The sequence below is a fragment of the Burkholderia gladioli genome (assembly GCF_000959725.1).
Lineage (GTDB): Bacteria > Pseudomonadota > Gammaproteobacteria > Burkholderiales > Burkholderiaceae > Burkholderia > Burkholderia gladioli.
In genome coordinates this window covers 687,791-711,969 of sequence record NZ_CP009322.1, presented here as the reverse complement: position 1 = coordinate 711,969, position 24,179 = coordinate 687,791, and the positions used below count along the sequence as shown (strand labels likewise).

The window sequence follows — 24,179 nt, the reverse complement described above, 5'->3', positions numbered from 1 at the left end:
TCTGCTTCATACGCTCACCAAGGGGCCGGGGTTCTTCAGGTACTGCGTGCGGATCGCGCGCGCCGACCAATAGGCCAGCGCGGCCACCAGCCCGGTGGGGTTGTAGCCGGTGCCCTGCGGGAAGGCCGAGGCGCCCATCACGAACACGTTGTGCACGTCCCAGCTCTGCAGGTAGCGGTTCAGCACGCTGGTGCGCGGATCGGTGCCCATCACCGCGCCGCCCACCAGGTGGGTGGTCTGGTACTGGCGCGCATCGAAATGCTGGCCGAACTCGCGGGTCCATACGCTGATCGCCTTGGGCCCCATCGCCTCGGCGATCTTGTGCATCTGCCCGGTGACGTAGCGCGCCATCCTGATGTCGTTGTCCTTCCAGTCGAAGGTCATGCGCAACAGCGGCTGCCCGTAGGAATCGCGGTAGGTCGGATCGAGATCGAGGAACACGTCGCGATAGGACATGTTCGAGCCGTGCGCGTCCATCGAGATGGTGTGCGCGTAGCTCTGCTTGACCGCCTTCTTCCACTGCGAGCCCCAGGCCGGCGTGCCGGGCGGCGTGGCGATCCCGCTGACCGGCTTGACGCCGGCCTGGTTGACCCACATCGGCGAGCCGCCGACGAAACCGAGCGGGCCGTGGTCGAAGTTGTCGGAATTGAAATCGTCGACCGCCACGCCGTTGCCGCCGGCGCCGACGAAGGGATTCGTGTAGGTGTCCTGGTCGAAGAAGGCCTTGATGGTCGACAGGTTCTGGTAGGCGAAATTGCGGCCCACCACGCCCTCGCCCGAGATCGGGTCGTAAGGCTTGCCGATGCCGGACAGCAGCAGCAGGTGGACGTTGTGATACTGGAACGCGGCGACGATCACCAGGTCAGCCGGCTGGAACACCTCGCGGCCGGCCGGATCGACATAGGTCACGCCGGTGGCGCGCTTCCTGGTGTCGTCGAGCTCGACGCGCAGCACGTGGCACTTCGAGCGCAACTCGAAATGCGGCTCCTGCTTGAGCGCCGGCAGGATGTTCAGGTTCGGCGAGGCCTTCGAGTACATGTAGCAGGCATAGCCGCTGCAATAACCGCAGAAGTTGCACGGCCCCATCTGCACGCCGTAGGGATTCGTGTAGGGCCCCGAAGTATTGGCCGAGGGAAGCCGGTAGGGGTGCAGCCCGAGCGATTTGGACGCGTCGAAGAAACGCTGGGCGGAATAGGTGTTCAGCTGGGCGGCCAGCGGAAAGCCGTCGCTGCGATCGGCCTCGAACACGTTGCCGTCGCCCACCACCTTGCCGTTCACGCGATAGGCCTGCCCCGAGGTGCCGAACACCTTCTCGGCGAAGTCGAAGTGCGGCTCGAGCTCCTCGTAGCTGACGCCGTAGTCCTGGATCGTCATGCCCTCGGGGATGAACTTCCTGCCGTAGCGCTCCTCGTAGTGGCTACGCAGGCGCAGCTCCTCGGGCATGATGCGGAAATGCACGCCCGACCAGTGCAGGCCCGCGCCGCCCACGCCCTCGCCAGGCAGGAAGGCCGCGAGCTGCCGGTAAGGCAACGCGGTGTCGCCCGGCGCGTGGCGGATCGACAGGGTGGTCTTCGACAGATCCAGGAACAGCTTCTTGCGGACGTTGTAGGTCAGCTCGTCGAGCGTGTTCGGATAGGCGCCGTCGGGATAGGTATCGCGGTACTCGCCGCGCTCCAGCGCGACCACCTTGAGGCCGGCCTCGGTCAGCTCCTTGGCGAGGATCGCGCCGGTCCAGCCGAAGCCGACGATCACGGCATCGACATGCGGTTTCTTCTCGGCCATCAGCTGCGCTCCCCGTTGATCGACACCGGCCCGTAGGGATAGGGCTTGCCGTCCTGATTGACGAAATCCATGAAATCGGCGCGCGCGCCGGGGAAGCCGATCATCTTCCAGGCCGCCATGCCGCGATTGCCCCCGTGCACCGGATCGCAGAAATACCCCTCGCGCGTGTTCTGCAGCAACTGGCCGAAGAACACCTTGGCCGGCACGTCGCCGAGTTCGAGCTTGCCGGCCTCCAGCGCGCCCAGCACGGTGTCGCGCGTGGCCGCGTCGAGCTCGGCGAAGGGCTTGCCGTAGGCGGTGCGGCTGTAGCGGTCGACCGCCGCGATGCCGAGCCGGTAGATGTCGCGCGGCACCAGCTTCAATTGGTAGCCCAGTTCCGGCGCGCCCTGCTGGAACGGCCCCTGCATGTACCAGGTCGCGCCGTGCGCATAGGGCGTCTCCATCTGGCGATCGATGAACTCGGGCGCGCCCAGTTCCAGCGCGCCGGGCCCTTCGGCGTCGGCCGGGATCAGCCGGTCGCAGGCGGCCTGCACGAAGGCCCATTCGGCGGCATCGAAGAAACGCGGCTTGTAGGGGCCGGCATCGGCGCGCGCGCCGGCTGACTGCGCCGGCGCCGAGCCTTCGTGCCTGCCGAGATCGCAGCCAGCCAGCGAGGCGGCGGGCACCAGCGCGATGCTGGTCTGCAGGAAGCGGCGCCGCGAGCCCGGTTTGTCGGGTGGGGTGGTCATGATGGTCCGTTCTGGGTTGGGGCGACGGGTCGGGCGCGTGCCGTTCGGCACGACGTCCTCACCGATCGTCGCGCCCCGCCGCTGCCCGTTATCTTGAAAAATAGGCGATCCAGACAAGACACCTACATTTCATTTGGCCCGCGCATTATAAATGGAACCGGTTCCATTCGATAGCGCGGGCGGACAACGGCTTGTTTCAGATCGGGACATAATCGGCGCGGGCGATGCCGGATCGTGCACCGCCGCGACGGATCAGCGGGCGTAGAACTCGCTGTCGAGGTGCTGCCAGTCGGCGCAGCCGGCCGGCGCCTGGTCGACCGCAACGCCGGCGTATTGCGGTTTCGGCGAACTGACGTCGATCGTCAGCGTCACCTGGCGGCCGTCGGCGAGATCGCGGAACACGCTGGTGTCGACGCTCTCGCCGTTGCGCAGGAAGGTGGAATCGTCGCCGGCCGTGTCGGTCTTCGAGACGCGATGCACCACGCCCGCCAGCGTCGCGTGGCAGGCGCCGTTCGCGACGCGCAGCTCGTAGGCGTAGCGGCGCTTGCCGCCCGGGTCCTGCCCGGCATCGCGCAGCACCAGGGTGGTGGTGGTCGAGGTGCCCTGCGCGCGCAGCGTAAGCGCGCCGGTGCCGGCCGCCGCGTGGGCAGGCTGGCCCGCCAGCATCGCGCCGGCCGCCAGCGCCAGGCCGGCGAGGCGCGCCGCGCTGCCGGCTCGTGCCGATGTCTTCATGCTTCGTCTCCCGAATCCGTCGAAGGCCCTTCGCCAGCGGGCCGATATTCCTCTAACGCCGCCGCGCGCGATTGCGCCGACAGACGAGAGATTCCAGGCGAGAGATTCCGGAATGGAAGGCACGCCGTTTCGCCGCCGGGATCGATCGAGCCTTTGCCGCTCAGGCCTCGGGCCGCGCCGGCTCGATCGTCACCCAGTAGCGCGTGCGATAGACCACGCGCACCGGCAGCGTGGCCGGCAAGGCGGCCAGGATGTTGTCGGTATTGTCGATCTGGAAGGCGCCCGTGATGCGCAGCTCGGCCACGGCGGGATCGCAGCGCAGCAGCCCGGGGCGATAGCGCGCGAGTTCGGCCGCGAAGGCGCCGACCCGCATCCGGTCCGCGAACAGCACGCCGCGCGACCAGTCGGCCGCATGTGGATCGGCCGGCCCGCTCGCGCCGATCGCCTCGGCCGAGAAGCACAGCTGCCGGCCCGCGTCGAGCCGGCGCCGCAGCGCGGGCGCGGCGGCCGGCGTGATCTCCACCGCGCCGTCGAGCACGGTCACGCGCGAGGCGGCACGCGCCGGCTCGACGCCGTCGCGCACCACGAAGCGCGTGCCGAGCGCGCGGATCCGCCCCGCCGCCGTGCGCACCACGAACGGCCGGTGCCAGGCATAGGGGCTGTGCGCGTCGGCGCCGGTGGCCACCAGGATCTCGCCAGCCACCAGCTCGACGCGACGCTCGTTGGCATCGAAGCGCACGTTGAGCGCCGAACCGGTATTGAGCTCGATGCGCGTGCCGTCGGCCAGCATCAGGCCGCGCCGCTCGCCGGGGCCGGTGCGCTGCTCGGCGCCCCAGGCCTGCCAGGGCAGCAGCCGATAGGCGAGGTAACCGGCCGGGGCGAGCGCGGCGGCGGTGCCGCCCAGCGTCTTCAAGGCGGCACGCCGGTCGACGCGACGCTCGCGGCCCAGCGCCGGCAGCGCGGCGGCGGCCGGCATCGCGCCGAACTTCGCGTCGAGCCGCAGCACGCCCTGCCAGGCGCGCTCGTGCTCCGGGTCGGCCTCGCGCCAGCGCGCGCAGGCGGCCAGGTCCTCGGCGGAGGCGCGCTCGCGCAAGCGCACGGCCCAGCCGGCGGCCGCGCGCGCCACCGCGCGATCGAGCGGCGGCGCCTCGCGATCGGCCGCCGTGCTCACAGCGTCAGCAGCAGGCATGCTTCGTAGGCGCTCACCATGTAGCGTTTGACGGTGCGATCGCTGATGCCGAGCCGCAGGGCGATCTCGGCATAGGTCAGCCCCTCCAGTTGAGACAGCAGGAAGGCGGTACGCACATTGGGCGGCAGGCGATCGAGCATCGCGTCGATCTCGTGCAGGGTCTCGAGCACCAGGCAGCGCTCCTCGACCGAGGGCGCGCAGGCTTCGGGCAGCAGGGCCAGCGCCTCGAGCCAGGCGCGTTCGAGCGACAGGCGGCGGTAATGGTTGAGCACCAGGCGACCGGCAACCGTGCTCAGGTAGGCGCGCGGCTCGCGCAGCTCGCGCGGATCGAAACCGCCGGCCCCGCTCCAGGCGCTCAGCACCCGCACGAAGGTGTCCTGCGCCAGGTCCGCCGCGTCCGAGGCATTGCCGAGCTTGCGGCGCAGCCAGCCCTGCAGCCAAGCGTGATGGTCGAGGTACAAGGTGCTGACTTCACGTTGCACGTCGGAGAGGACGGCGGACATCGAGGAAACCCCTTTTGCGGCAAGCACTTCGAATCCGAAGTGAAGATAAGAATCATTCGCATTTTTATATAACTGACAGCTTTGTGCAATCGCTCGATGCATGTGAAATAAGGGGCGGGTTGGCGACATGACGAGCCGGCAAGGACCAGCGGGCGCCTGTCGCGACGGCCACGGCCGGGTGTAGAACAGGGGCTTCCACCTTGCCGCGGCGCCCGATCCCGGCAGACCTGATTCGATTCGTCCGCCGGCCGCGATCAACGGAAATACCGGCCTTTGCCTCCACTGGTCATACCAGTATGAACAAAGGCCGAGCCTGCTTTTCGCCTCTGCGGCAGCTCGCCATCGCCTCTGATCGGCTCGATCCGAATCCCGCCCAGCCCTGTCCACGCCCGTTTTCGGCGCCTTCCTCGCGCTCGCGCACCCGAATGACGCATCGCCGCCGCGCAAAAACGGTGCATCGACGCGCCGCCGCGCCGGTCAGCGTGGCCAGACCAGCCGAACGGCACATGGCCCGGCTCTTGCTAAATCATCGGGGGCCGCCACGGCGGCCCGACCCGACCGCTCCGATTCACCGACAAGACCACCCGAGAACCCGCGATGGATTTCCGACCGAACCGCACCTCCTCCCGCCGCGCCTGGCTCGCCGCCCTGCTGGCCGCCCCCGCCCTGCTGCTGTTCGGCGCGAACGCCGCCCAGGCCGACGCGCTCGACACCATCACCAAGAGCGGCACCCTGCGCGTCGCGGTGCCGGAGGACTATCCGCCGTTCGGCTCGGTCGGCGCCGACATGCAGCCGCAGGGCTACGACATCGACACCGCCGCGCTGCTCGCCAAGTCGCTCGGCGTGAAGCTGCAACTGGTGCCCGTCAACAGCGCGAACCGGATTCCCTACCTGACCACCAACAAGGTGGACCTGGTGATCTCCTCGCTCGGCAAGACGCCCGATCGCGAGAAGGTGATCGACTTCTCGGCCGCCTACGGCCCCTACTTCCAGGGCGTGTTCGGCCCCGCCGACATCAAGGTGGCGGGCCCGGCCGACCTGACGGGCAAGACCGTCGGCGCCACGCGCGGCGCGCTGGAGGAGATCGCGCTGACCCAGATGGCGCCGAACGCCACCATCAAGCGCTTCGAGGACAACAACGCGACCATTCAGGCCTTCCTGTCGGGCCAGGTGCAGCTGATCGCGGCCGGCAACATCGTGGCGGCGACGATCCTCGCCAGGAACCCGCCGCGCCGCCCCGAAACCAAGTTCGTGATCAAGAACTCGCCCTGCTTCGTCGGCCTGAACAAGAACGAGCCGCGCCTGCTGGCCAAGGTCGACGCGGCGATCGCGCAGGCCAAGAAGGACGGCGCGCTCGACGCGATCTCGAAGAAGTGGCTGGGCCAGCCGCTGCCGGCCGGCCTGTGAGCGACGCGCGACGCGCGGCCCGGAGCGACGGTCGTCGCGAGCTCCTGAGCGAGCGTCTTCGCGGGCCCCTGAGCGAAGGTCGTCGCGAGCCACTGACCGAGATCCGTTGCGGGCCTGCGAACGCCGTCCCTCGCGAGCCCGCGGGCGACATCCGCCGCGGCGCTCTCGCGGCGACGACATACGCGGCCCGCGCCTGACCTGCCGGGGCGGCCCAACGCGGCGCCGCCCCTCCCGAAGCCCAACCAACCCAGCCTCGAGATGACCTACCAGCTCCAGTTCGGCGATCTCGCCGACTACGCCGGCATGTTCGCCAGCGGCGCGGCGACCACGCTCGCGCTCACCGCCGCGTCGACCGTGCTCGGCCTCGCCATCGGCGTGCTCGGCGCCGCCGCGCACGACACTCGCGCGCCTGGCCTGGCCTGGCTGCGCGCGCTGACGGGCGCCTATGTCGAGGCGATCCGCAACACGCCCTTCCTGGTGCAGTTGTTCTTCGTGTTCTTCGGCCTGCCCGCGCTGGGCATCCACATCGGCGAGGTAACGGCCGCGGTGCTGGCGATGACGCTGAACCTGGGCGCCTACTCGGTCGAGATCGTGCGCGCCGGCATGGCCGCGGTGCCGCGCGGCCACCACGAGGCGGCCGCCGCGCTGGCCATGTCGCGCGCCCAGGCGTTCCGCCACGTGGTGCTGCCGCAGGCCTTCGCCAAGGTGTTCCCGGCGCTGACCAGCCAGATCGTGATCACCATGCTCGGCTCGGCGGTGGTCTCGCAGATCTCGGTGGCAGACCTAACCTATGCGGCCAGCTACATCCAGTCGCGCAATTTCCGCGCCTTCGAAACCTACTTCGTGATCACGCTGGCCTACCTGGCGATGGCGCTGCTGCTGCGCTTCGTGCTGAATACCGCCGGCCGGCGCCTGTTCCTGCGCCGCGCGGGAGGTGCGCGATGATCGAATTCAGCTTCTGGCAGATCCTCGACAACCTGCTGCTGGCCGCGCGCTGGACCGTGGTGCTGTCGCTGGTCTCGTTCGTGCTCGGCGGCGCGCTCGCGCTGGCCCTGCTGGCGATGCGCGTGTCCAGCAACGTCGCGCTGCGCGGCGCCGTGAAGCTCTACATCGAGATCTTCCAGGGCACGCCGCTGCTGATGCAGATCTTCGTGGTGTTCTTCGGGCTGCCGCTGGCCGGCCTCGACGTGCCGCCCTGGGTGGCCGCCACGCTGGGCCTGACCTTCTTCACCAGCGCCTACCTGGCCGAGATCTGGCGCGGCTGCGTCGAGGCGGTGCCGCGCGGCCAGTGGGAAGCCTCGGCGAGCCTGGCGATGAGCTATCTCGAGCAGTTGCGCCACGTGATCCTGCCGCAGGCCGCGCGCATCGCCGTGGGGCCGACCGTCGGCTTCGGCGTGCAGGCCGTCAAGGACACCGCGCTGGTCTCGATCATCGGCTTCACCGAGTTGACCCGCGCCGGCACCGTGATCTCGAACGCGACCTTCCGGCCGTTCCTGGTCTATGGGCTGGTGGCCCTCATCTATTTCGCGCTCTGCTATCCGCTGACCCGCTGGGCGCGCGTCTTGCAAAGGAAATGGCATGCCGCTCGTTGAAACCCGCGCGCTGGAGAAGAACTTCGGCGCGAACCATGTGCTGAAAGGCATCGACTTCAGCGTCGAGCGCGGCCAGGTGGTGAGCATCATCGGCCGCAGCGGCTCGGGCAAGAGCACCCTGCTGCGCACGCTCAACGGCCTGGAAAGCATCGACGCCGGCTCGATCACCATCGACGGCACCACCGTCGACGCGCGCCGCGGCGACCTGCGCGCGCTGCGCCTGAAGGTGGGCATGGTGTTCCAGCAGTACAACCTGTTCCCGCACCTGAGCGCGGGCCAGAACGTGATGCTGGCGCAGACCGTGGTCAAGCAGGCCAACCGCCACCAGGCGCGCGCGATCGCCGAGCTGATGCTGGAGCGCGTGGGCCTCGGCGACAAGTTCGATGCCTATCCGGAACAGCTTTCCGGCGGGCAGCAGCAACGCGTGGCGATCGCCCGCGCGCTGGCGATGAAGCCGGCCGTGCTGTTGTGCGACGAGATCACCTCGGCGCTCGATCCGGAGCTGGTGGCGGAAGTGCTGGGCGTGGTGGAGAACCTCGCCAAGGAGGACATGACGCTGATCATGGTCACGCACGAGATGCGCTTCGCGCGCGCCGTGAGCGACCAGGTGGTGTTCATGCACCAGGGGCGCGTGTGGGAAAGCGGGCCGCCCGAGCAGATCTTCGGCGCGCCGAAGACGATCGAGTTGCAGCGTTTCGTGCAGTGAATTCGCGCCGGCGGCGAGCGCAATGCAAGGACGCGTTTCGCCCCGCTCGCGCGGCGCAGCATCGGCTGGCCTTGGTCGCGACGTCGCGCTGGCGGGGCTCGCGCGCGAGCGTCGCCCGTGTCGCGCGCGGCTTGTGCGGTGCGATGGCGAGGCCTCGCTTACCGCCCCTTGCAACGGGGACCCTCGGTAACACAATCGAGGGGAACGGCCGGCCGTCGCGCGCGGTCCATGACAGCATATCGAGCGTGTCGCGGGTGCCACCGCCACGCTCGACGCTCCACCGTAGCGACAGGCCCGGCCGCCCCGCGCGCGGCCTTCGTCATCATCGCGTCACGTCGATACGGTATTTCCGATGTCCCCGCGTCTGCGACGCGGCTGCCCTGCCTTCGGAGTCGACCATGCTGAGCCCACACGAACTTGCCACCCTGATGCTGATCCACGGCGCGCCCGACGGGATCGATCCCGATCGCGCCGAGATCGACACGCTGCTCGAACACCGGCTGGTGTCGGTCGAGCCGCACGAGGACGGCGTCGCGCGACCGGCGCTGACGGCCACCGGCCGCTCGGTGCTGGCGGCCGCAGGACGGATTCCGTCGGCCACGCCGGCGATCCGCGACCTGGCGCCGGGCGCGTGAGGGTGAGCGTGGCACGGCGAATGCGCGCGGCGGGCGGGGCAGCCTGCGGCGCGCGCATTCGCGCCGTCCTGCTTCTGGCGTGAAGGGCCGCACCCCGCGCGACGCCACCGCCACCGCCACCGCCACCGCCACCGCCACCGCCACCGCCACCGCCACCGCCCGATAAACCACCATTCGTCTTCACCGCGCCTGCCCCCAGCCTCAGCGCCGATTGCCTCACGCGACAAATCGCCTCACCTTTCAGCGCGCAAGCCCGTTCCGCCGTCCCGCCTGACACATTCCCGACGCAAATCGCGCCGCAGTGGTTTACCATCGCGCGATGCTGTCGCCCATCTCCTCCCGACGTCGTCTGACCGCCTGGCTTGGCCTGCTGGCCATCTGGCTGCTGGTGCTGATGCCGCTCGCCAGCCAGCTGGCGGAAGCGGCGGCCGCGCATCGGCCTGACGCGCCGATCTGCGCGGCGGCGCAGCATGTCGACCGGCACGAGCTGCCGCGCGACGCCTTGTCGGCTTGCGGCTATTGCGACTTGCTGGCCTCGCATGCCTATGCGCCGGCCGCCGCCGCGCCCGCCGATGCCCTGCTGCATCCCCTCGTGCGCCGCGTGCCGCTGCTCGCGCCGGCCCCGCCGCCCCGCTCCTTCCCCTCGCTGGCCGCGCCGGCGCGCGCGCCACCCTCGCTGGCCTGATTCCGCCGCTGCGTTCGATCGCGCGGGCCCGCGCCCGCCGCCGAGACCTGCCTGGCCCGAGCCGGCCGCCTCGTCCCGAGCCAGCGCGCCCTGTCGCGCGATCGTCCGCTCCTTCGATCTCCTGATATTCGTGGCGAGACCACCATGTTCAAGCATTTGACCGCCTTACCGCTGCGCGCCTCGCGCGGCGCCGCCACGCTCGCGCTGGTCTGCGCGGCGCTGGCCGGCACGGCCGCCCTGAGCGGCTGCCAGCAGGACCAGCCTTCGTTCAACAACCTCGACATCACCGGCAACACGCAGTTCGGCAAGGACTTCTCGCTGCCCGATACCGACGGCAAGCTGCGCACCCTGGCCGACTATCGCGGCAAGGTGGTGGTGCTGCTGTTCGGCTACACGCACTGCCCCGACGTGTGCCCGACCACGCTGGCCGAGCTCGCGCAGTCGCTCAACCAGCTCGGCCCCGACGTCGCCAAGCGCGTGCAGGTGCTGTTCGTCAGCGTCGACCCGAAGCGCGACACCGACCAGGTCCTGTCGCAGTACGTGAGCGCCTTCGATCCCTCGTTCCGCGCGCTGCGCCCGGCCAACGACGCGCAGTTGAAGCAGGTGACCAACGACTTCCGCATTACCTACGAGCAGGTGGCGGGCAGCAAGCCCGACAACTACTCGATGAACCACACGGCCGCGAGCGTGGTGTTCGACCCGAGCGGCAAACTGCGCCTGTTCGCGCGCGACGGCCAGGGCACCCCGCCCTGGGTGCACGACCTGCCGCTGCTGCTCAAGGGCAGCGACGCCTGAGGCGCCGCCCGTCACGACATCACGCATCACTCATATTCCAAGGACATCCGAACCATGAAAACCGCCATCCGCCTGCTCGCCGCCGCCTCCCTCGCCGTCGCCGGCTCGACCGCCTTCGCCGCGCCCGACGCCCTGTCCGTCTCGAAGTGCTGGATCCGCGCGATGCCCGCCGGCATCCCCTCGGGCGGCTTCTTCGAAGTCGCCAACAGCGGCGACAAGCCGGTCCAGCTCACCGGCGTCGATTCCGAGGCGTTCGGCATGGCCATGCTGCACCAGACCCAGAGCAACGGCAGCATGTCGAAGATGGTGATGGTCGACACCGCCACGGTGCCCGCCAAGGGCACCCTGTCGTTCGCGCCGGGCGGCTATCACGTGATGCTGGAAGAGCCCAGGCAGGCGCTCAAGATCGGCTCGACGATCCCGCTCACGCTGAGCTTCGGCGACGGCGAGAAGCTCAGCGCGCAGTGCAAGGTCGAAAGCCCCAAGGCGATGTCGAAGTAAGCCGCCTTCCCTCGAACCCAACCGGAATCCCGCCATGAAGATTCGCCAGTTCGCGGCGCACGGCGCCGCCGCCCTGCTGCTCGCGGCCGTCGCGCCGCTCGCCTTCGCCCACGCGCATCCGAAGCAGCGCAGCCCCGAGGCCGGCGCCACCGTGCCGGCCGCCACCGCCAGCGTGTCGATCGACTTCGACGAGGGCCTGGAGCCGGCCTTCAGCTCGCTGAAGGTCAGCGACGCGGCCGGCGCCTCGGTCACGCGCGACAAGTCGAGCGTCAGCGGCAGCGACAAGAAGCACATGAGCGTCGATCTCGCCGCGCTCAAGCCGGGCGTCTACACGGTCAACTGGGTGGCGGTGGCCACCGACGGCCATCGCACGCAAGGCAGCTACAGCTTCACGGCGCAATAAGCGTCGCCCGGCTTCACCAGGCAACATCAGGCAGCACCCGCGGCACCTTTATAAAAAGCAGTAAAAAAAGCAGTAACGACAAGCAGGGGACGGCCCGCGCGCAATCCATAGCGCGTGGGCCTCCTTCCCCGTGCGCGCCCGCATCCTCCCTCCCTCGGCACACTTTCCCGTCAGGCTCGTGACAGATCGCCCATCGCGCGCGCGTCTTAACGAAACCTTGACATCGCGCCGCCTACACTGCGCCGATGGAAAAACGAATCATTTCCATTTGACGACGCAGCACGACACTTCCCGCGCATCCGGCCGATCGCCTCGATCGCCTGCCGCTGCGCTCCCGATGGAACAGCCAGGACCTTGAAATCGCCACGATGGGCAGCGACGGCCGTTAGCGGCGATTTCGCGGCAAGCCAGCGCGCCACCCCGGCGCCGCGCCGCCCCTGGTGGCTGGCGCTGGTCGCGCTCGGCACGCTGCTGGCGGGCCTGGCGGTGCTCAGCCTGCTGGTCGGCTCGCATGGCTTGCCGATCGCGCTCACGCTGCGCTCCTTGTGGCACGCGCAAGGCGAGGCCTGGCCGACGATCCGCGACTACCGGCTGCCGCGCACCGAACTCGCGATCCTGGTGGGCGGCGCGCTCGGCCTGGCCGGTTGCCTGGTCCAGACCCTCACGCGCAATCCCCTGGCCGGCCCCGGCATCCTCGGCGTCAACTCGGGCGCGGGGCTGTTCGTGGTGCTCGGCATCGGCGCCGGCGTGATCGCCCCGCTCGCGCAATTCGGCCTGGCCTTCGCCGGCGCCGCCGTGGTCGCCGGCCTGGTGTTCGCCTCGCGCCTGCTGTCGCGTTCGAGCGACCCGGTGCGGCTGCTGCTGACCGGCACCGCGCTCGGCGCCAGCCTCGAATCCACCACCGCCGGCCTGAGCCTGCTCCAGCCCAACAGTCTCGAACAGTTCCGGCTATGGGCGGTCGGCTCGGTGGCCGATCGCGGCGAGGCCATGCTGCCGATCCTGGCCGCCTGCCTGCTCGGGGGCCTGGCCGCCAGCCTCGCACTGGCGCGCCCGCTCGACGTGGTGGCGATGGGCGACGAACACGCGCTCGCGCTCGGCATCCACCGTGGGCGCCTGCTGATCGCCTGCGGCGCCGCGATCTCGATGCTGTGCGGCGCGGCCACCGCCGCCGCCGGCCCGATCGTGTTCGTCGGCCTGCTGGTGCCGCACCTGGCGCGGATGCTGGTGGGCATCGGCCTGCGCCGCGTGCTGCCGGCCTGCGCGCTGCTCGGCGCGGCGCTGCTGCTCGCGGCCGACATCCTCGGCCGCCTGCTGGTGCCGGGCAGCGAGATTCCGGCCGGCGCGGTATCGGCCGTGATCGGCGCGCCGCTGTTTTTCGTGCTGATGCGGCGCGCGAAGTTCGCGCCATGAAACCCGCGCGACCGATGCCTCGCCGACTGCCTTCGATCGTGCTCGCGATCCTGCTCGGACTCGCGCTGCTGGCCGCCACGCTCGCGGCCCAGCTCTGCCTCGGCCCGTTCGGCATCTCGCCAGGCGCGCTATGGCATGCGCTGCTCGATCCCGCCTCGCCAGACCGCTTCGCGGTGCTCACGCTCGGCCTGCCGCGCTACCTGCTCGGCGCGCTGGCCGGCGTCGCGCTGGGCGCCTCGGGCGCGATCTTCCAGACCGTCACGCGCAACCCGCTGGCGAGCCCCGACGTGCTCGGCTTCGGCGCCGGCGCGGCCAGCGGCGCGATCCTCGCGCTGCGGCTCGGCGAGAGCCAGCCGGGCTTCACGGCAGGCATGGCGGTGGCCGGCGGGCTGCTGGCGGCGCTGGTGGTCTATGGGCTGGCCGGCGGGCTGCGCGCCTCGCCGCGCCGGCTGATCCTGAGCGGCATCATGATCTCGGCGCTGCTGGCGGCCGTGAACGGCTACCTGCTGCTCGAGGCCGACGTGCAGGACACCCAGGTGGTGCTGGCCTGGCTGTCGGGCAGCCTCAATACCGCCGCCTGGCACGACCTGCCGGGCCTCGCCGCGGCGCTGGCGGCCCTGATCGCGTTGTGCCTGCTGCGGCATCGCAGCTTCGGGCTGATCGAACTGGAGGACAGCCTGGTCACCACGCTCGGCGCGCGGCCAGGCCGGCAGCGCGCCGGCTGGATCGTCACCGGCGTGCTGCTGGTGGCCGCGGCAACCGCCGTCACCGGCCCGATCGCCTTCGTCGCGCTGGCCGCGCCGCATATCGCGCGCCGCCTGCACGGCGCACGCCTGGCCAACCCGCTGGCGCCGGCCCTGGTCGGCGCCGTGCTGGTGACGGGCTGCGACGCGGTGGCCGCCAACGCCCTGCCCATCCATCCGCCGGTGGGCATCGTCACGGGCGCGCTCGGCGGCCTGTACCTGCTCACGCTGCTGCTGCGCGCCGATCGCCCCGGCGCGCGCGGCAACGCGTTTTGAAAGGATCACGAATGATCGGCTCCGAACTTCTCCATGGCTCGCGCCTTCGCGCGATGCCGGCCGCCGGCGCGCTGCGCCGCTTCCTCGGCCTGGCCGCCGCGACGACGCTGCTGCTCGCCGGATTCGGCACCCGCCGCGCGCAGGCCGAAGCCGCGCCCGCCTTCCCGGTCACCATCGCGCATCAATGGGGCTCGACGATCATCCCCCGCGCGCCGCAGCGCGTGGTGGTGCTGGGCTGGAACGAGGCCGACGTGGTGCTCGCGCTGGGCGTCACGCCGGTGGCGATCCAGGACTGGCAGCAACTGGGGCTGAAGGACGGCCAGGTCAATCCCTGGTCGCAGGCGCTGGTGCACGGCACGGCGCCCGTGATCCTGCCGCGCGGCGACCTCGACTTCCGGCGCATCGCCGCGCTGCATCCGGACCTGATCCTCGACGTCAACGGCCGCGACAACAGCTCGCAAGCCAATTACGCGCTGCTGTCGCGGATCGCGCCGACCGTCGCCTCGCCGAAGGAGGTGCGCGACAACAACCTGCCCTGGCAGCAGCAGGTGCGCATCGATGCGCTGGCGCTCGGCCGCGTGGCGGCCGGCGAACGGCTGATCGCCGATACCGAGGCCCGCATCGCCGCCGCGCGGCGCGCCCACCCGGAGTTCGCGGGCCGCAGCTTCAGCATCGACTGGGGCGTGCAGAACGGCTGGCATGCCTATGTGGAAGGCGACGTGCGCCCGCGACTGCTGGAGGATCTCGGCATGAAGCTGTCACCGACGCTGAAGACGCTGCCCGCGCGCAACTACTACGCGGACCTGCCGATCGAGCGGACCTCGGCCATCGACGCCGACCTGGTGGTGCTGGTGGCCTTCGCGCGGCCGGCCGCCTCGCTGCTGGCCGAGCCGGCGGTGCAGGCGCTCGACGCGGCGCGCCGGCATCGCCTGGTGGTGCTCGACAACCAGCGCGACGCCGCGCTGCGCGCCGCCTTCGCCACCGGCTCGCCGACCAGCATCGACGCCACGCTCGACCAGTTGGTGCCGCGCATCGCCCGCGCGCTGACCGGAGCCGGCCAATGAACGGCCGCGACGCGCAACAGCCCGCCGCGTGCCGGGAAGAAGGCCTGCGCGCGGTCGACCTGAGCCTGCACTATCCCGGCGGCGCGCCGATCATCGCGCATCTCGACGTGGCGATCGCGCCGCATGCGTTCACCACCATCGTCGGGCCCAACGGCTGCGGGAAGTCGACCCTGCTGAAGGCGCTGAGCCGCGTGCTGAGCCCGCAGGGCGGCGCGGTGCTGCTGGACGGGCGCGAGGCCGCCGGCTACGCGCCGAAGGCCTATGCGCGCCAGGTCGGCTTCCTGCCGCAATCCTCGACGGCACCCGAGGGCATCACGGTCGCCGAGCTGGTGGGGCGCGGGCGGTATCCCCATCAATCGCTGCTGCAGTGGACCAGCGAGGCGGATCGCGCCGCGGTGCGCGAGGCGATGGCGCGCACCGACGTGGCCGAGCTGGCCGGGCGGCGCGTGGCGGAACTGTCGGGCGGCCAGCGCCAGCGCGTCTGGATCGCGATGGCGCTGGCCCAGCAGACCGAGATCCTGCTGCTCGACGAGCCCACCACCTATCTCGACCTGGCGCACCAGATCGACGTGCTCGAACTCTGCCACGAGCTGAACACGCGCTTCGGCACCACCGTGGTGGCCGTGCTGCACGACCTGAACGAGGCTTGCCGTTATGCCGACCGGATCATCGTGATGAAGGACGGCCGGATCGTCACCAGCGGCGAGCCGGGCGCGGCGATCACGCCGGCCACCGTCCGCGAGGCCTTCGGGCTGGAGGTGCGCGTGATCGAGGATCCCGTCACGGGCACGCCGCTGGTGCTGCCGCTCAGGGCCGGCAAGCGGCGCGGCGCGGGGGCGGCGGCGGCATGAAGATCGGCACGAGAATCGGCATGAAAATCGCGGCCGGCTTCAGGCCGCTTCGGCATCGCCTCAGGGCCGTTTCGCGATGAAGTCGATCTCCACCAGCGCATCGCGCGCGAGCCCCGTCACGCCGATGCAGGTTCGCGCCGGCAGCCGCCCCGGCGGGAAATAGGACGCGTAGGTCTCGTTCATGAGGGCGTAGTCGCGCTTGAACTCGGTGAGGAAGATACGCGCCGACAGCACGTGCTCCAGACCCAGCCCCAGCCCTTCCAGCACCAGGATCAGGTTGTCCATCACGCGGCGCGTCTGGGCGAGCACGCCGCCGGGCAGCGGCGCCTCGTCGTCCTCGGGCCAGGTCGGCATCTGCCCCGTCACGAAGATCCAGCCGTCGCGCTCGGTCGCGTGGGAAAACGGGCCGACCGGCGTCGGCGCGCCCTCGACCATCCAGAACTTCGTATCGCCAGCCACCTGGGAAACCATCGGCGTCGCTCCGCGCATGAGGGGAAACGGGAGCGTCGATTCTAGCGAGCCAAAAATCGGCGCGCGGCCCCCTTCCGCTCGCCTGCCGCCGGGCTCAGAACGCGTAGCGCATCCCCGCGAACAGGCTGCGCCCCTCGCCGGGATAGAAGATCGCGGTGCTCGAGGCGGTCCGCGCGTTGGCGACCGTGCTGATGTCCGAGACGTAGCGCTTGTTGGCCAGGTTGCGCGCGTCGAGGTAGATCGACAGCCCGTTGCGGAAGTCCATCCCCGCCTGCAGGCCGAACACCGTGTAGCTTGGCGCGCGCAGCGTGTTCGCGTCGTCGGCCCAGGCGCCCGAAGGCACCCAGTCGACGCTCGCCGAGACATGGAAGCCGTTCGGCCGCGTATAAGCGAGCACGCCGCGCAGCACGTTGAGCGGCACGCCGGCGATGCGGTTCGAGCCGTATTGCGGATCGTCCTTGAAACGGAAATCGCTGAGGTTCCAGACGCCCGACACGCTGATGCGATCGCCCGCGCCGCGGCGCGTGAGGTCGCGCCAGAGATCGAAGGCGGCGCCGGCCTCGATGCCCTGCAGCACCGTGCGCTTGGCGTTGAAGGTGGCGGCCGGGATGTCGGGATTGGTGGTGTATTGCAGCAACTGGTCGCGCACCAGCGAGCGATAGGCGCTCAGGTCCCAACTCAGCCGGTCGTGCGTGCCGCGCGTGCCGAGCTCCAGCGTCCAGGCGTGCTGCGCGGCCAGCGGCGTGAACCGGGTGGTGGTGGCGAAGGTCTGCGCGAGATCGGTGAAATCGGGCACGTCCTGGCTGCGCGTGATGTCGACGAAGGCCTGGATCTCGCGCCTGGGCTGCCACAGCAGGCCCAGCTTCGGGTTCACGCCGCTATACGAGGCGCGCGTCGACTTGTAGTTCGCATCGTTCGGCAGACCGCCATAGTCGATGTACTCGCGCACCGAATGCAGCAGCTTCACGCCCGTCATCAGCGCGACGCTGGGCAGGAAGAACAGCCGGTTCTCGACATAGGCCTCGTAGTTGAAGGCCGTTTGCGTCGAGTCGAGCGTCTGCGCGCCGCGATCGCCGTTGACGTTCAGATACTGGTTCGCCTGCGTGCGCCCGCCGAAGAAGCGCGCGCCGACGATCAGCTCGTCGCGCATGCCGGCCAGCTCGGGATGCAGGCTCAGGCGCGGCGCGAAGCCGTAGGTCCAGCCGTCCTGGTCGATCGCCTGGAAGATCGGGTGGTAGAGGCTCTTGTGGATCGCCCAGGTGTCGAACTGCAGTTCGCCCTGGTCGAGCTTGACCGTGGTGCGGTTGGCGATGCGCTCGGTGCGCGTGTTGCGCGCCTGGTCGCCCGACAAGGCGCTAGGCGCCGCGCGCGTGGGATGGTTCAGCGCATCGGCCAGCGACAGCGAACCCGGCAGTTGCTGGTCCACCACGTAGGCGCCCACGTAGAAGCGCGTCTCCACGCTGGGGCTGAAGCGATAACCAACGTTGGCATTGAACTGCTCGTACTGGCCGCGCTCGTGGTCGCGCCAGCCGTCGGCGTGGTTGACGCTGAAGGTGGCGAGGAAATCGAGCGGGCCGATCACGCGCGAGATCTGCGCGCTGGTGCGCAACGTGCCGTGGCTGCCGCCCTCGATGCGCAGGATGTTCGGCGCCTCGGCCGTGTAGGCGGTCGGCGTGACGAAGTTGATGGCGCCGCCCAGCGTCGAGGCGCCGTATTGCAGGCCGTTGCCGCCCTTGTAGATCTCGGTGGCCTGCAGGCCGAGCGGATCGATCTGGTAGTAGTCGCCGCTGCCGTCGGCGAGATTGGTCGGGATGCCGTCCTGCAGGATGTCGAGGCCGCGCGCGTGGTAGCCGCGCGCGATGCCCGAGCCGCGGATCGACAGGCGCAGCTCCTGGCCGTAGCGATTCTCGACGAACACGCCCGGCGCGTCCTTCAGCACGTCGCGCAAGGTGAAGGCATAGCTGTTGGTGTAGCTGGCGGCATCGACGAAACCGACCGAGCCGACCGTCTGGTCGAGCCGGCGCTTCAGCGCCTCGGTGCCGAGCGAGGTCGGCGAGGCGTTCGCGCTGGCCTTCACGGAGATCGAGGGCAGCGGCGTGGCCGGCGGCTCGCTCGCCGCGTCGGTGGTCTGCGAAACAGCGGCGGAGGCGGACAGCGCTGACAGCGCGCCGGCCATCGCGATGGCGATGCGGGAAGGACGGATCATTTTTCGTTGTACTGATGTCTCGTTATCGAAACGGCTCGACCTCGACTCGGACGATCGAGCGCGGGGCGGCCGGCGTCGAGCGCCGGCCCTTCGATCGGCTCGCGACACGCCCCCCGGCGTGCGCTGTCAGGCCGCCGGCGCGCCGATCACGGCGCCGGCGGCGGCGCTCAGGCGGCCCTGCGCACGGCGCGCCCGAACACCAGCCGGTCGGCCAGCCAGACCGCCACGATGCTCGCCCCCATCAAGGGGAACACGATGCCGAGCAACGCCAGCCCGGCGATCCAGCCGCGCATCGGCGGCGCGGCGCGCTCGCGGGCCGGCGCGCCGAGCGTGAGCGCCGGGCGCCGCTTCCACCACATCACGAAGCCGGTCACGGCCATCGCCGCGAGGCCGAGCGAGATGGCCGCGCAGATCAGCTGGTTGGCGAGCCCGAAATAACGGCCCATGTGCAGCGCGGTGCCGTAGGACACGGCCTGCGCGACGGCGCCGTAATCGCCGTAGCGGATGTCGCGCAGCACCTGCCCGCTGTACTGGTCGAGGTAGATCGTGCGTTCGGCCTTCGGATCGGCCGGGAAGTAGGACACCGTGTAGACGCCGTCGGCATCGACCGGCATCACCAGCGAATAGCCGCTCGTCACGCCCAGCGTCGCCACCTTCGCGACGGCGTCGTCGAGCGTCAGCGGATGCGCGGTGGGCGCCGCGCTCGAATCGGGCACCGGCACGTTGCCGACCGCCCAGGGCGTCTGCGGCAGCGGCAGGTCGTCCATCACCATGCCCGGCATCGAATCGTCGCCATGCGCGTGATGCATTGGCGCGGCGGCGGCCGGGGCCGCCTTCGCGCCGGGTCGCGTCGAATGCAGCGAGGAGCCGCCCCAGGCGCCCGGCGGCGAACCGAGGTTGACGCTGGTGGCCAGCGACTTGAACTGCTTGCCCCAGGAGCCGGTCCACGGCAGCCCGCTCAGCACGAAGGCCAGCGCGCCGAGCGCCAGCCAGATGCCGAGCGAGGCATGCACGCTCTTCCACAACGGCCGGCCGCGCAGGCCCGCATCGGGCAGCAGCGCGCGGCGCAGCCGGCCCGGCTCGCGCGGCCACCACAGCGCCACGCCGGTGCCGATCATCACCAGGGTCCAGCAGGCCACCAGTTCCATCAGCAGCTCGCCCGGCTTGCCGAGCAGCAGCTTGCGATGCAGCATCCGGTCGACCTGCATGAAGCGCGCGTCGACGCTCAGCGTGCCGAGCACGCGGCCGTCATAGGGGTTCACGTAGACGCTCTCGCGGCTGCCCGAGGGCAGGCGGAACACGAACTCGGCGCTGCGATCCGGCTCGCGCCGGATCTCGGCCGAGACCGGCTTCGCGCCGGCGGGCATGGTCGCGACGGCGCGCTGCAGCAGCGTATCGGCATCGAGCCGCGGCTCGGCGCCGGGCGTGACGATCAGCCGGTGTGGATACAGCAGCGGCTCGATCTGCGGCTGGAAACAGTAGATCGTGCCGGTGACGGCGAGGATCACGAGAAACGGCATCACGAACAGGCCGGCGTAGAAATGCCAGCGCCAGAGCGTGCGATAGCCGGCTTGCGGGGAACGGGCGGACGTCATCGCGTGCCCGACGGTGGTCGACATGCTGTCAGCTCCCGGTGGTGATCGTGGGTCGGCGGCGGCCGTCGAGACAGCCGCGCGTCGAACGGGTCGTCGCGCTCATCGAGCACGCGAGGACGAGCGGCTGCCGCGCCTGATGCGCGGCCGGCCGTCATCGCTCGCGCAACGCGGGCGCGCGACGGGATTCATGCTTCGGATTTCGCTACGAGGTCGCGCCGAAGGCGGCGGCGCGAGGCGCGCCGCATCGGCGGAAAAGGATCAGGCGAACAGCGGCGGAGCGCGGGAAGGCGGCCGATCGCCGATCGTCAGGCGCAGGGCCTGGCGCGTGACGGGGCGTGGCCAGGCGGCGCGCGCGATGGAAAACGGAAACAGCAGGACCAGTAGCAGGCAGGACGCCAGCGCCGTGAACAAGGCGATCGCGAACGGGCAGATATTGCCCGGGTTGCCCGCGGCGGAGGACGAATCGCCCGCGCCTTCGTGATCGTGATGCGCGAGCCGGCTGGCGAGCGCGGCGGCATCGTTGGCGGGCGTGATCGGCGCATCGGCATCGAAGCGCGCGGCCAGCGCCGCCGCACCGAGCAGCAGCGGGCCATGGCCCGAGCACAGCACCACCGCGCCCGCGTCCGGGCCGTCCGGATCGAGCATCACGGCCCCGGAGATCAGCGCGCGAGACAGCAGCACGGCCAGCAGCAGGCCCCACAGCAATCGTGTCGCGAAGCCGCCCCGCAGCAGGAAGTGGCGAAGTGCGTTCATGGCGCGCGATTGTAACCCTCGTAGGCGGGCGACGTGAAGTCGCACCGACTGATGCCCGGTATCGGTGCCGGAACAGTGGTTTCCAGGCCCACGCCCGGTTCCCCGGAAGTCCTTAGCGATCGGCGGCGAGCACCGCGCCCGGCGGCGGTCGATCTCGATATGCGACATCGCGTCGCGGTTCGGCCGGGGCGGGGAACGCGGCTACAATACCGCCGCCATGAGCCGACTCCGCCATCTGCTGGCACGGCGCGCCGATCATCCGCTGCTCTCGCTGCTGATCCTCTGCCTGCTCGCGTTCCGCCTTATCTTCCCGACCGGTCTGATGCTCGACCCGGACGCGGACGGCGGCTGGGCCGGCCTCGCGATCTGCAGCGGCCATGGCCCGCTCGACCTGACGCCCGCCGCCCTGCAGGCCAACGAGGACCTGTCGCGCGCGCTGGGCTCCGCACTCTCGCCGATGCCCGACACGCATCACCAGCGCGCCGGCGCCAGCGCCGAGCTGTGCCCGTTCAGCGCCTCGCTGGCCGCCGCGATCGCGCTGGCCGTGGTGGTCCTGGTCGGATGGGCCCGCCTCGACGTGGTGGCCCGGCGCGCGGCGCCGCGCCTGCTGCGATTCCGCCAGCATCACGCCCATGTGCGTCCCGGCGCACGCGCCCCACCTCGCTCCCTTCCCGCCTGATCGCCGGTCCGGCGTGCCGCGCCGCTGATTCCCGTCGTGCCTGACTGCCCCGGTCGTTCGACCGTGGCCGGGTCACGCGTTCGGGTTGGCTGAGCCGCGCCTTCCTGGTTCGTCGTTTCGTCATCCTCTGCGATTCGTATTCGGCCGAATGCGCGTCTCGCTTGCACGCTTCACGACATCGTGACGACCGCGTGCGATGCGCCACGTCCATTCGCGACACACGAGGAACGCCGACCGCGACGGCCAGACCGGACCCGCCGCGCTCGCGGTGCCGCGCCGACCAAGTCTCGGACGCGCGCCGCCCCATTCCGCTTTCGATCGACTTCGCCTGATTGCCATGAAGCCTCATCCGCTCACCACGCTCTGCGCCGCGCTTGGCGCCCTGCCCGCCTTCGCCTGCGCCGAATCGCCTCCCGCCACGCCGGGCGGCGCGCTACCTACCGTCCAGGTCAACGCCGCCGCCGAAAGCAATTTGCGCCGCCCCCAGGAAACCGGCAGCCGCCTCGGCCTGACACCGCTCGAAACCCCCGCCAGCGTCGAGCAGATCGACCGCGCCACCCTGGTCGAACGCGGCGACGCGTTGATCGTCGATGCCGTGAGCCGCGCCACCGGCATCGCCGCCTCGCCGCATCCGGGCAACGGAGACTCCGAGCTGTCGGCGCGTGGCTTCGTCGGCGCCTCCTCGGTCACCCAGTTGTTCGACGGCGTGCGCCCTTACGGCGCGATCGGCGTGACCTATCCCTTCGACACCTGGTCGGTCGACCATATCGACGTGCTGCGCGGCCCGGCCTCGGTGATCTACGGCGAGGGCGCGATCGGCGGCGTGGTCAACATCGTGCCGAAGAAGCCGAGCCGCGGCCCGATCCAGAACGAGCTGCAGATGGGCATCGGCACCGAACGCACGGCGCGCCTGGCCTTCGGCAGCGGCGGCGCGATCAACGACAAGCTGTCCTATCGTTTCGACGTCAGCGGCAACCGCTCGGCGAACTGGGTGGACGCCGGCAATTCGCGCAACCTGTCGATCTCGGGCGCGCTGCGCTACGACCTCACGCCGGACCTGTCGATCACGGCCTCGTACGCGCAGGGCTACCAGCAGCCGATGCGCTATTTCGGCATCCCGCTGGTGAACGGCACGCTCGATTCGGCCCTGCTCAAGAAGAACTACAACGTCGGCGACAGCCTGATCTCGTTCCGCGACAGCTGGGCCACGCTGAGCGCGAACTGGCAGCCGAGCGAGCAGTTGAACGTGACCAGCACCTTCTACCGGATGAAAAGCAACCGCCACTGGAAGGATGCCGAGAACTACACGTTCCTGCCCGCGACGGGCCAGGTGCAGCGCGGCAGCTACACCGAGATCCTTCACGACCAGCAGCAGTTCGGCAACGTCACCACCGCCACCGTCGAGAGCAGCGTGCTGGGCCGGCGCAATACCTTCTCGGCCGGCTTCGAGTTCAATCACACGAGCTTTCGCCACGACAACAACTCGCCCTATTCAGGCAGCTCGCTGGTCGATCCGTTCGCGCCCGATCCGGGCAGCTTCCTCAACCTGGCCGGCACGCGGCCCAAGTACGACTCGCAGGCCAACCAGTACGCGCTGTTCGCCGAGGACCGGCTGGCGCTCAGCTCGCGCTGGTCGGTGGTCGGCGGGCTGCGCTACGACCACGCCAGCGTCAACCGCGACGATCTCGTCAATGGCGGCGGCTTCACCCGCGTCTATGCCAATACCGGCTGGCGACTTGGCACCGTCTACGACATCGCGCCGAACTTCACCGTCTACGGCCAGTATTCGGTAGCCGCCGACCCGGTCAGCTCGCTGCTGATGCTCAACTCCTCGAACGCGAACTACCGGCTCGCCACGGGCCGGCAGATCGAGGTGGGCTTCAAGCAATCGCTGCTCGACGGCCGCGCCGAGTGGACGCTGGCCGCCTACCGGATCGTCAAGGACAATCTCGTCACCGCCGATCCGCAGAACCCGAACCAGTCGCTCCAGGTCGGCCAGCAATCCTCGCGCGGGGTCGAGGCCAGCTTCGGCCTGCAACTCACGCGCGAGCTGCGCATCGACGCGAACCTGGCCGCGCTGCGCGCGAAATACGACGACTTCGTCCAGCAAAACGGCGGCGTGGCCGTCTCGCGCAACGGCAAGGTGCCGACCTCGGTGCCGCAGCGGCTCGCGAACCTCTGGCTGAGCTGGCGGTTCGCCTCGCAATGGACCGGCATCGGCGGGCTGCGCCATGTGGGCAAGCGTTATGCCGACAGCGCCAACCAGCTGGTGATGCCGTCCTACACGACCGTCGATCTCGCGCTGGCCTGGCAGCCGCGCAAGGACACCACCGTCACCGCGCGCGCCTATAACGTGTTCAATCGTCATTACGTGCAGAGCGCGTATTACAACCAGACGCAGTACCTGATCGGCAGCGACCGCAGCTTCGAGCTGCTGCTCAACTACCGGTTCTGAGCGCCCTGGCGCTCATGC

The 24,179-nt window shown here is 70.1% G+C and carries 24 protein-coding genes; 15 read left to right on the top strand and 9 right to left on the bottom strand.

Translation table 11 applies throughout. The features are described from left to right. Window positions 1–6: 6 nt before the first annotated feature. The 5 genes from BM43_RS03975 to BM43_RS03955 all read right to left on the bottom strand — a co-directional run bounded on the left by BM43_RS03975 (window position 7) and on the right by BM43_RS03955 (window position 4,934). Window positions 7–1,785 (bottom strand): GMC family oxidoreductase, encoded by a 1,779-nt coding sequence (locus BM43_RS03975; RefSeq protein ID WP_196788428.1) that lies wholly within the window; start codon window positions 1,783–1,785, stop codon window positions 7–9. Continuing rightward, window positions 1,782–2,510: a gluconate 2-dehydrogenase subunit 3 family protein gene (locus tag BM43_RS03970; protein ID WP_036034620.1), complete on the bottom strand. Its 729-nt coding sequence runs from the start codon at window positions 2,508–2,510 to the stop codon at window positions 1,782–1,784. The genes BM43_RS03975 and BM43_RS03970 overlap by 4 nt, the downstream gene beginning before the upstream one ends. 252 nt (window positions 2,511–2,762) lie before the next feature. Beyond that, the gene (locus BM43_RS03965; protein ID WP_036056768.1) at window positions 2,763–3,242 is read right to left on the bottom strand and encodes a hypothetical protein; all 480 of its coding nucleotides are present in this window, start codon (window positions 3,240–3,242) and stop codon (window positions 2,763–2,765) included. A 160-nt stretch (window positions 3,243–3,402) separates the two neighbouring features. Continuing rightward, entirely contained in the window at window positions 3,403–4,431 is a 1,029-nt protein-coding gene (locus tag BM43_RS03960) for a FecR domain-containing protein (protein ID WP_036056769.1), read from the bottom strand. Next, the gene (locus tag BM43_RS03955) at window positions 4,410–4,934 is read right to left on the bottom strand and encodes a sigma-70 family RNA polymerase sigma factor (RefSeq protein ID WP_025100934.1); all 525 of its coding nucleotides are present in this window, start codon (window positions 4,932–4,934) and stop codon (window positions 4,410–4,412) included. Before BM43_RS03955 ends, BM43_RS03960 begins: the two co-directional genes overlap by 22 nt. A gap of 597 nt (window positions 4,935–5,531) precedes the next feature. Here BM43_RS03955 and BM43_RS03950 point away from each other — a divergent pair. The 13 genes from BM43_RS03950 (at window position 5,532) to BM43_RS03890 (ending at window position 16,002) form a co-directional block, all read left to right on the top strand. Next, complete coding sequence (locus BM43_RS03950) at window positions 5,532–6,341, top strand: transporter substrate-binding domain-containing protein (RefSeq protein WP_036056770.1); 810 nt, start codon at window positions 5,532–5,534, stop codon at window positions 6,339–6,341. Between the two features lie 258 nt (window positions 6,342–6,599). Further along, complete coding sequence (locus BM43_RS03945; protein WP_013689816.1) at window positions 6,600–7,286, top strand: amino acid ABC transporter permease; 687 nt, start codon at window positions 6,600–6,602, stop codon at window positions 7,284–7,286. Then, window positions 7,283–7,933 (top strand): amino acid ABC transporter permease, encoded by a 651-nt coding sequence (locus BM43_RS03940; RefSeq protein ID WP_013689815.1) that lies wholly within the window; start codon window positions 7,283–7,285, stop codon window positions 7,931–7,933. Before BM43_RS03945 ends, BM43_RS03940 begins: the two co-directional genes overlap by 4 nt. Next, a complete protein-coding gene (locus BM43_RS03935) occupies window positions 7,920–8,639 on the top strand; it encodes an amino acid ABC transporter ATP-binding protein (protein ID WP_025100937.1) in 720 nt (239 codons plus the stop codon). Before BM43_RS03940 ends, BM43_RS03935 begins: the two co-directional genes overlap by 14 nt. Before the next feature lie 398 nt (window positions 8,640–9,037). Further along, entirely contained in the window at window positions 9,038–9,274 is a 237-nt protein-coding gene (locus tag BM43_RS03930) for a hypothetical protein (protein WP_036034613.1), read from the top strand. A 319-nt stretch (window positions 9,275–9,593) separates the two neighbouring features. After that, entirely contained in the window at window positions 9,594–9,959 is a 366-nt protein-coding gene (locus tag BM43_RS03925) for a DUF2946 family protein (RefSeq protein WP_036034666.1), read from the top strand. A gap of 144 nt (window positions 9,960–10,103) precedes the next feature. Beyond that, on the top strand, window positions 10,104–10,754 hold the full coding sequence (locus BM43_RS03920) for an SCO family protein (RefSeq protein WP_013689811.1): 651 nt from the start codon (window positions 10,104–10,106) through the stop codon (window positions 10,752–10,754). Window positions 10,755–10,808: 54 nt separating this feature from the next. After that, entirely contained in the window at window positions 10,809–11,255 is a 447-nt protein-coding gene (locus BM43_RS03915) for a copper chaperone PCu(A)C (RefSeq protein WP_013689810.1), read from the top strand. Between the two features lie 34 nt (window positions 11,256–11,289). Next, window positions 11,290–11,658: a copper resistance CopC family protein gene (locus tag BM43_RS03910; protein WP_017921738.1), complete on the top strand. Its 369-nt coding sequence runs from the start codon at window positions 11,290–11,292 to the stop codon at window positions 11,656–11,658. A gap of 354 nt (window positions 11,659–12,012) precedes the next feature. Further along, entirely contained in the window at window positions 12,013–13,068 is a 1,056-nt protein-coding gene (locus tag BM43_RS03905) for a FecCD family ABC transporter permease (RefSeq protein ID WP_036056771.1), read from the top strand. 14 nt (window positions 13,069–13,082) lie between these two features. Beyond that, a complete protein-coding gene (locus BM43_RS03900) occupies window positions 13,083–14,087 on the top strand; it encodes a FecCD family ABC transporter permease (RefSeq protein WP_052409236.1) in 1,005 nt (334 codons plus the stop codon). An 11-nt stretch (window positions 14,088–14,098) separates the two neighbouring features. Then, on the top strand, window positions 14,099–15,151 hold the full coding sequence (locus BM43_RS03895; protein WP_036056772.1) for an ABC transporter substrate-binding protein: 1,053 nt from the start codon (window positions 14,099–14,101) through the stop codon (window positions 15,149–15,151). Beyond that, entirely contained in the window at window positions 15,148–16,002 is an 855-nt protein-coding gene (locus BM43_RS03890; protein WP_036056773.1) for an ABC transporter ATP-binding protein, read from the top strand. The genes BM43_RS03895 and BM43_RS03890 overlap by 4 nt, the downstream gene beginning before the upstream one ends. A 60-nt stretch (window positions 16,003–16,062) precedes the next feature. On the opposite strand, the gene BM43_RS03885 is transcribed toward BM43_RS03890, so the two are convergent. From BM43_RS03885 to BM43_RS03870, 4 genes are all read right to left on the bottom strand, one after another. Then, entirely contained in the window at window positions 16,063–16,473 is a 411-nt protein-coding gene (locus tag BM43_RS03885) for a RidA family protein (RefSeq protein ID WP_036056774.1), read from the bottom strand. Window positions 16,474–16,567: 94 nt separating this feature from the next. After that, window positions 16,568–18,679: a TonB-dependent receptor family protein gene (locus BM43_RS03880; protein ID WP_036056775.1), complete on the bottom strand. Its 2,112-nt coding sequence runs from the start codon at window positions 18,677–18,679 to the stop codon at window positions 16,568–16,570. A 167-nt stretch (window positions 18,680–18,846) separates the two neighbouring features. Beyond that, a complete protein-coding gene (locus tag BM43_RS03875; RefSeq protein WP_036056776.1) occupies window positions 18,847–20,298 on the bottom strand; it encodes a PepSY-associated TM helix domain-containing protein in 1,452 nt (483 codons plus the stop codon). A gap of 234 nt (window positions 20,299–20,532) precedes the next feature. Beyond that, window positions 20,533–21,027, bottom strand: a complete 495-nt coding sequence (locus BM43_RS03870; protein ID WP_036056777.1) for a hypothetical protein — start codon at window positions 21,025–21,027, stop codon at window positions 20,533–20,535. Between the two features lie 217 nt (window positions 21,028–21,244). Here BM43_RS03870 and BM43_RS03865 point away from each other — a divergent pair, with 217 nt between their 5' ends. Both BM43_RS03865 and BM43_RS03860 read left to right on the top strand, forming a co-directional pair. Further along, on the top strand, window positions 21,245–21,706 hold the full coding sequence (locus BM43_RS03865) for a DUF2946 family protein (RefSeq protein WP_036056778.1): 462 nt from the start codon (window positions 21,245–21,247) through the stop codon (window positions 21,704–21,706). 337 nt (window positions 21,707–22,043) lie between these two features. After that, a complete protein-coding gene (locus BM43_RS03860; protein ID WP_036056780.1) occupies window positions 22,044–24,161 on the top strand; it encodes a TonB-dependent receptor in 2,118 nt (705 codons plus the stop codon). Window positions 24,162–24,179 lie beyond the last annotated feature (18 nt).

Bases quoted from the DNA above. Each gene is read 5' to 3' on its own strand.
- BM43_RS03970 (WP_036034620.1), bottom strand. From the start codon at position 2,510: ATGACCACCCCACCCGACAAACCGGGCTCGCGGCGCCGCTTCCTGCAG.
- BM43_RS03965 (WP_036056768.1), bottom strand. From the start codon at position 3,242: ATGAAGACATCGGCACGAGCCGGCAGCGCGGCGCGCCTCGCCGGCCTG.
- BM43_RS03960 (WP_036056769.1), bottom strand. From the start codon at position 4,431: ATGCCTGCTGCTGACGCTGTGAGCACGGCGGCCGATCGCGAGGCGCCG.
- BM43_RS03955 (WP_025100934.1), bottom strand. From the start codon at position 4,934: ATGTCCGCCGTCCTCTCCGACGTGCAACGTGAAGTCAGCACCTTGTAC.
- BM43_RS03950 (WP_036056770.1), top strand. From the start codon at position 5,532: ATGGATTTCCGACCGAACCGCACCTCCTCCCGCCGCGCCTGGCTCGCC.
- BM43_RS03945 (WP_013689816.1), top strand. From the start codon at position 6,600: ATGACCTACCAGCTCCAGTTCGGCGATCTCGCCGACTACGCCGGCATG.
- BM43_RS03940 (WP_013689815.1), top strand. From the start codon at position 7,283: ATGATCGAATTCAGCTTCTGGCAGATCCTCGACAACCTGCTGCTGGCC.
- BM43_RS03935 (WP_025100937.1), top strand. From the start codon at position 7,920: ATGCCGCTCGTTGAAACCCGCGCGCTGGAGAAGAACTTCGGCGCGAAC.
- BM43_RS03930 (WP_036034613.1), top strand. From the start codon at position 9,038: ATGCTGAGCCCACACGAACTTGCCACCCTGATGCTGATCCACGGCGCG.
- BM43_RS03925 (WP_036034666.1), top strand. From the start codon at position 9,594: ATGCTGTCGCCCATCTCCTCCCGACGTCGTCTGACCGCCTGGCTTGGC.
- BM43_RS03920 (WP_013689811.1), top strand. From the start codon at position 10,104: ATGTTCAAGCATTTGACCGCCTTACCGCTGCGCGCCTCGCGCGGCGCC.
- BM43_RS03915 (WP_013689810.1), top strand. From the start codon at position 10,809: ATGAAAACCGCCATCCGCCTGCTCGCCGCCGCCTCCCTCGCCGTCGCC.
- BM43_RS03910 (WP_017921738.1), top strand. From the start codon at position 11,290: ATGAAGATTCGCCAGTTCGCGGCGCACGGCGCCGCCGCCCTGCTGCTC.
- BM43_RS03900 (WP_052409236.1), top strand. From the start codon at position 13,083: ATGCCTCGCCGACTGCCTTCGATCGTGCTCGCGATCCTGCTCGGACTC.
- BM43_RS03895 (WP_036056772.1), top strand. From the start codon at position 14,099: ATGATCGGCTCCGAACTTCTCCATGGCTCGCGCCTTCGCGCGATGCCG.
- BM43_RS03890 (WP_036056773.1), top strand. From the start codon at position 15,148: ATGAACGGCCGCGACGCGCAACAGCCCGCCGCGTGCCGGGAAGAAGGC.
- BM43_RS03885 (WP_036056774.1), bottom strand. From the start codon at position 16,473: ATGGTTTCCCAGGTGGCTGGCGATACGAAGTTCTGGATGGTCGAGGGC.
- BM43_RS03880 (WP_036056775.1), bottom strand. From the start codon at position 18,679: ATGATCCGTCCTTCCCGCATCGCCATCGCGATGGCCGGCGCGCTGTCA.
- BM43_RS03875 (WP_036056776.1), bottom strand. From the start codon at position 20,298: ATGTCGACCACCGTCGGGCACGCGATGACGTCCGCCCGTTCCCCGCAA.
- BM43_RS03870 (WP_036056777.1), bottom strand. From the start codon at position 21,027: ATGAACGCACTTCGCCACTTCCTGCTGCGGGGCGGCTTCGCGACACGA.
- BM43_RS03865 (WP_036056778.1), top strand. From the start codon at position 21,245: ATGAGCCGACTCCGCCATCTGCTGGCACGGCGCGCCGATCATCCGCTG.
- BM43_RS03860 (WP_036056780.1), top strand. From the start codon at position 22,044: ATGAAGCCTCATCCGCTCACCACGCTCTGCGCCGCGCTTGGCGCCCTG.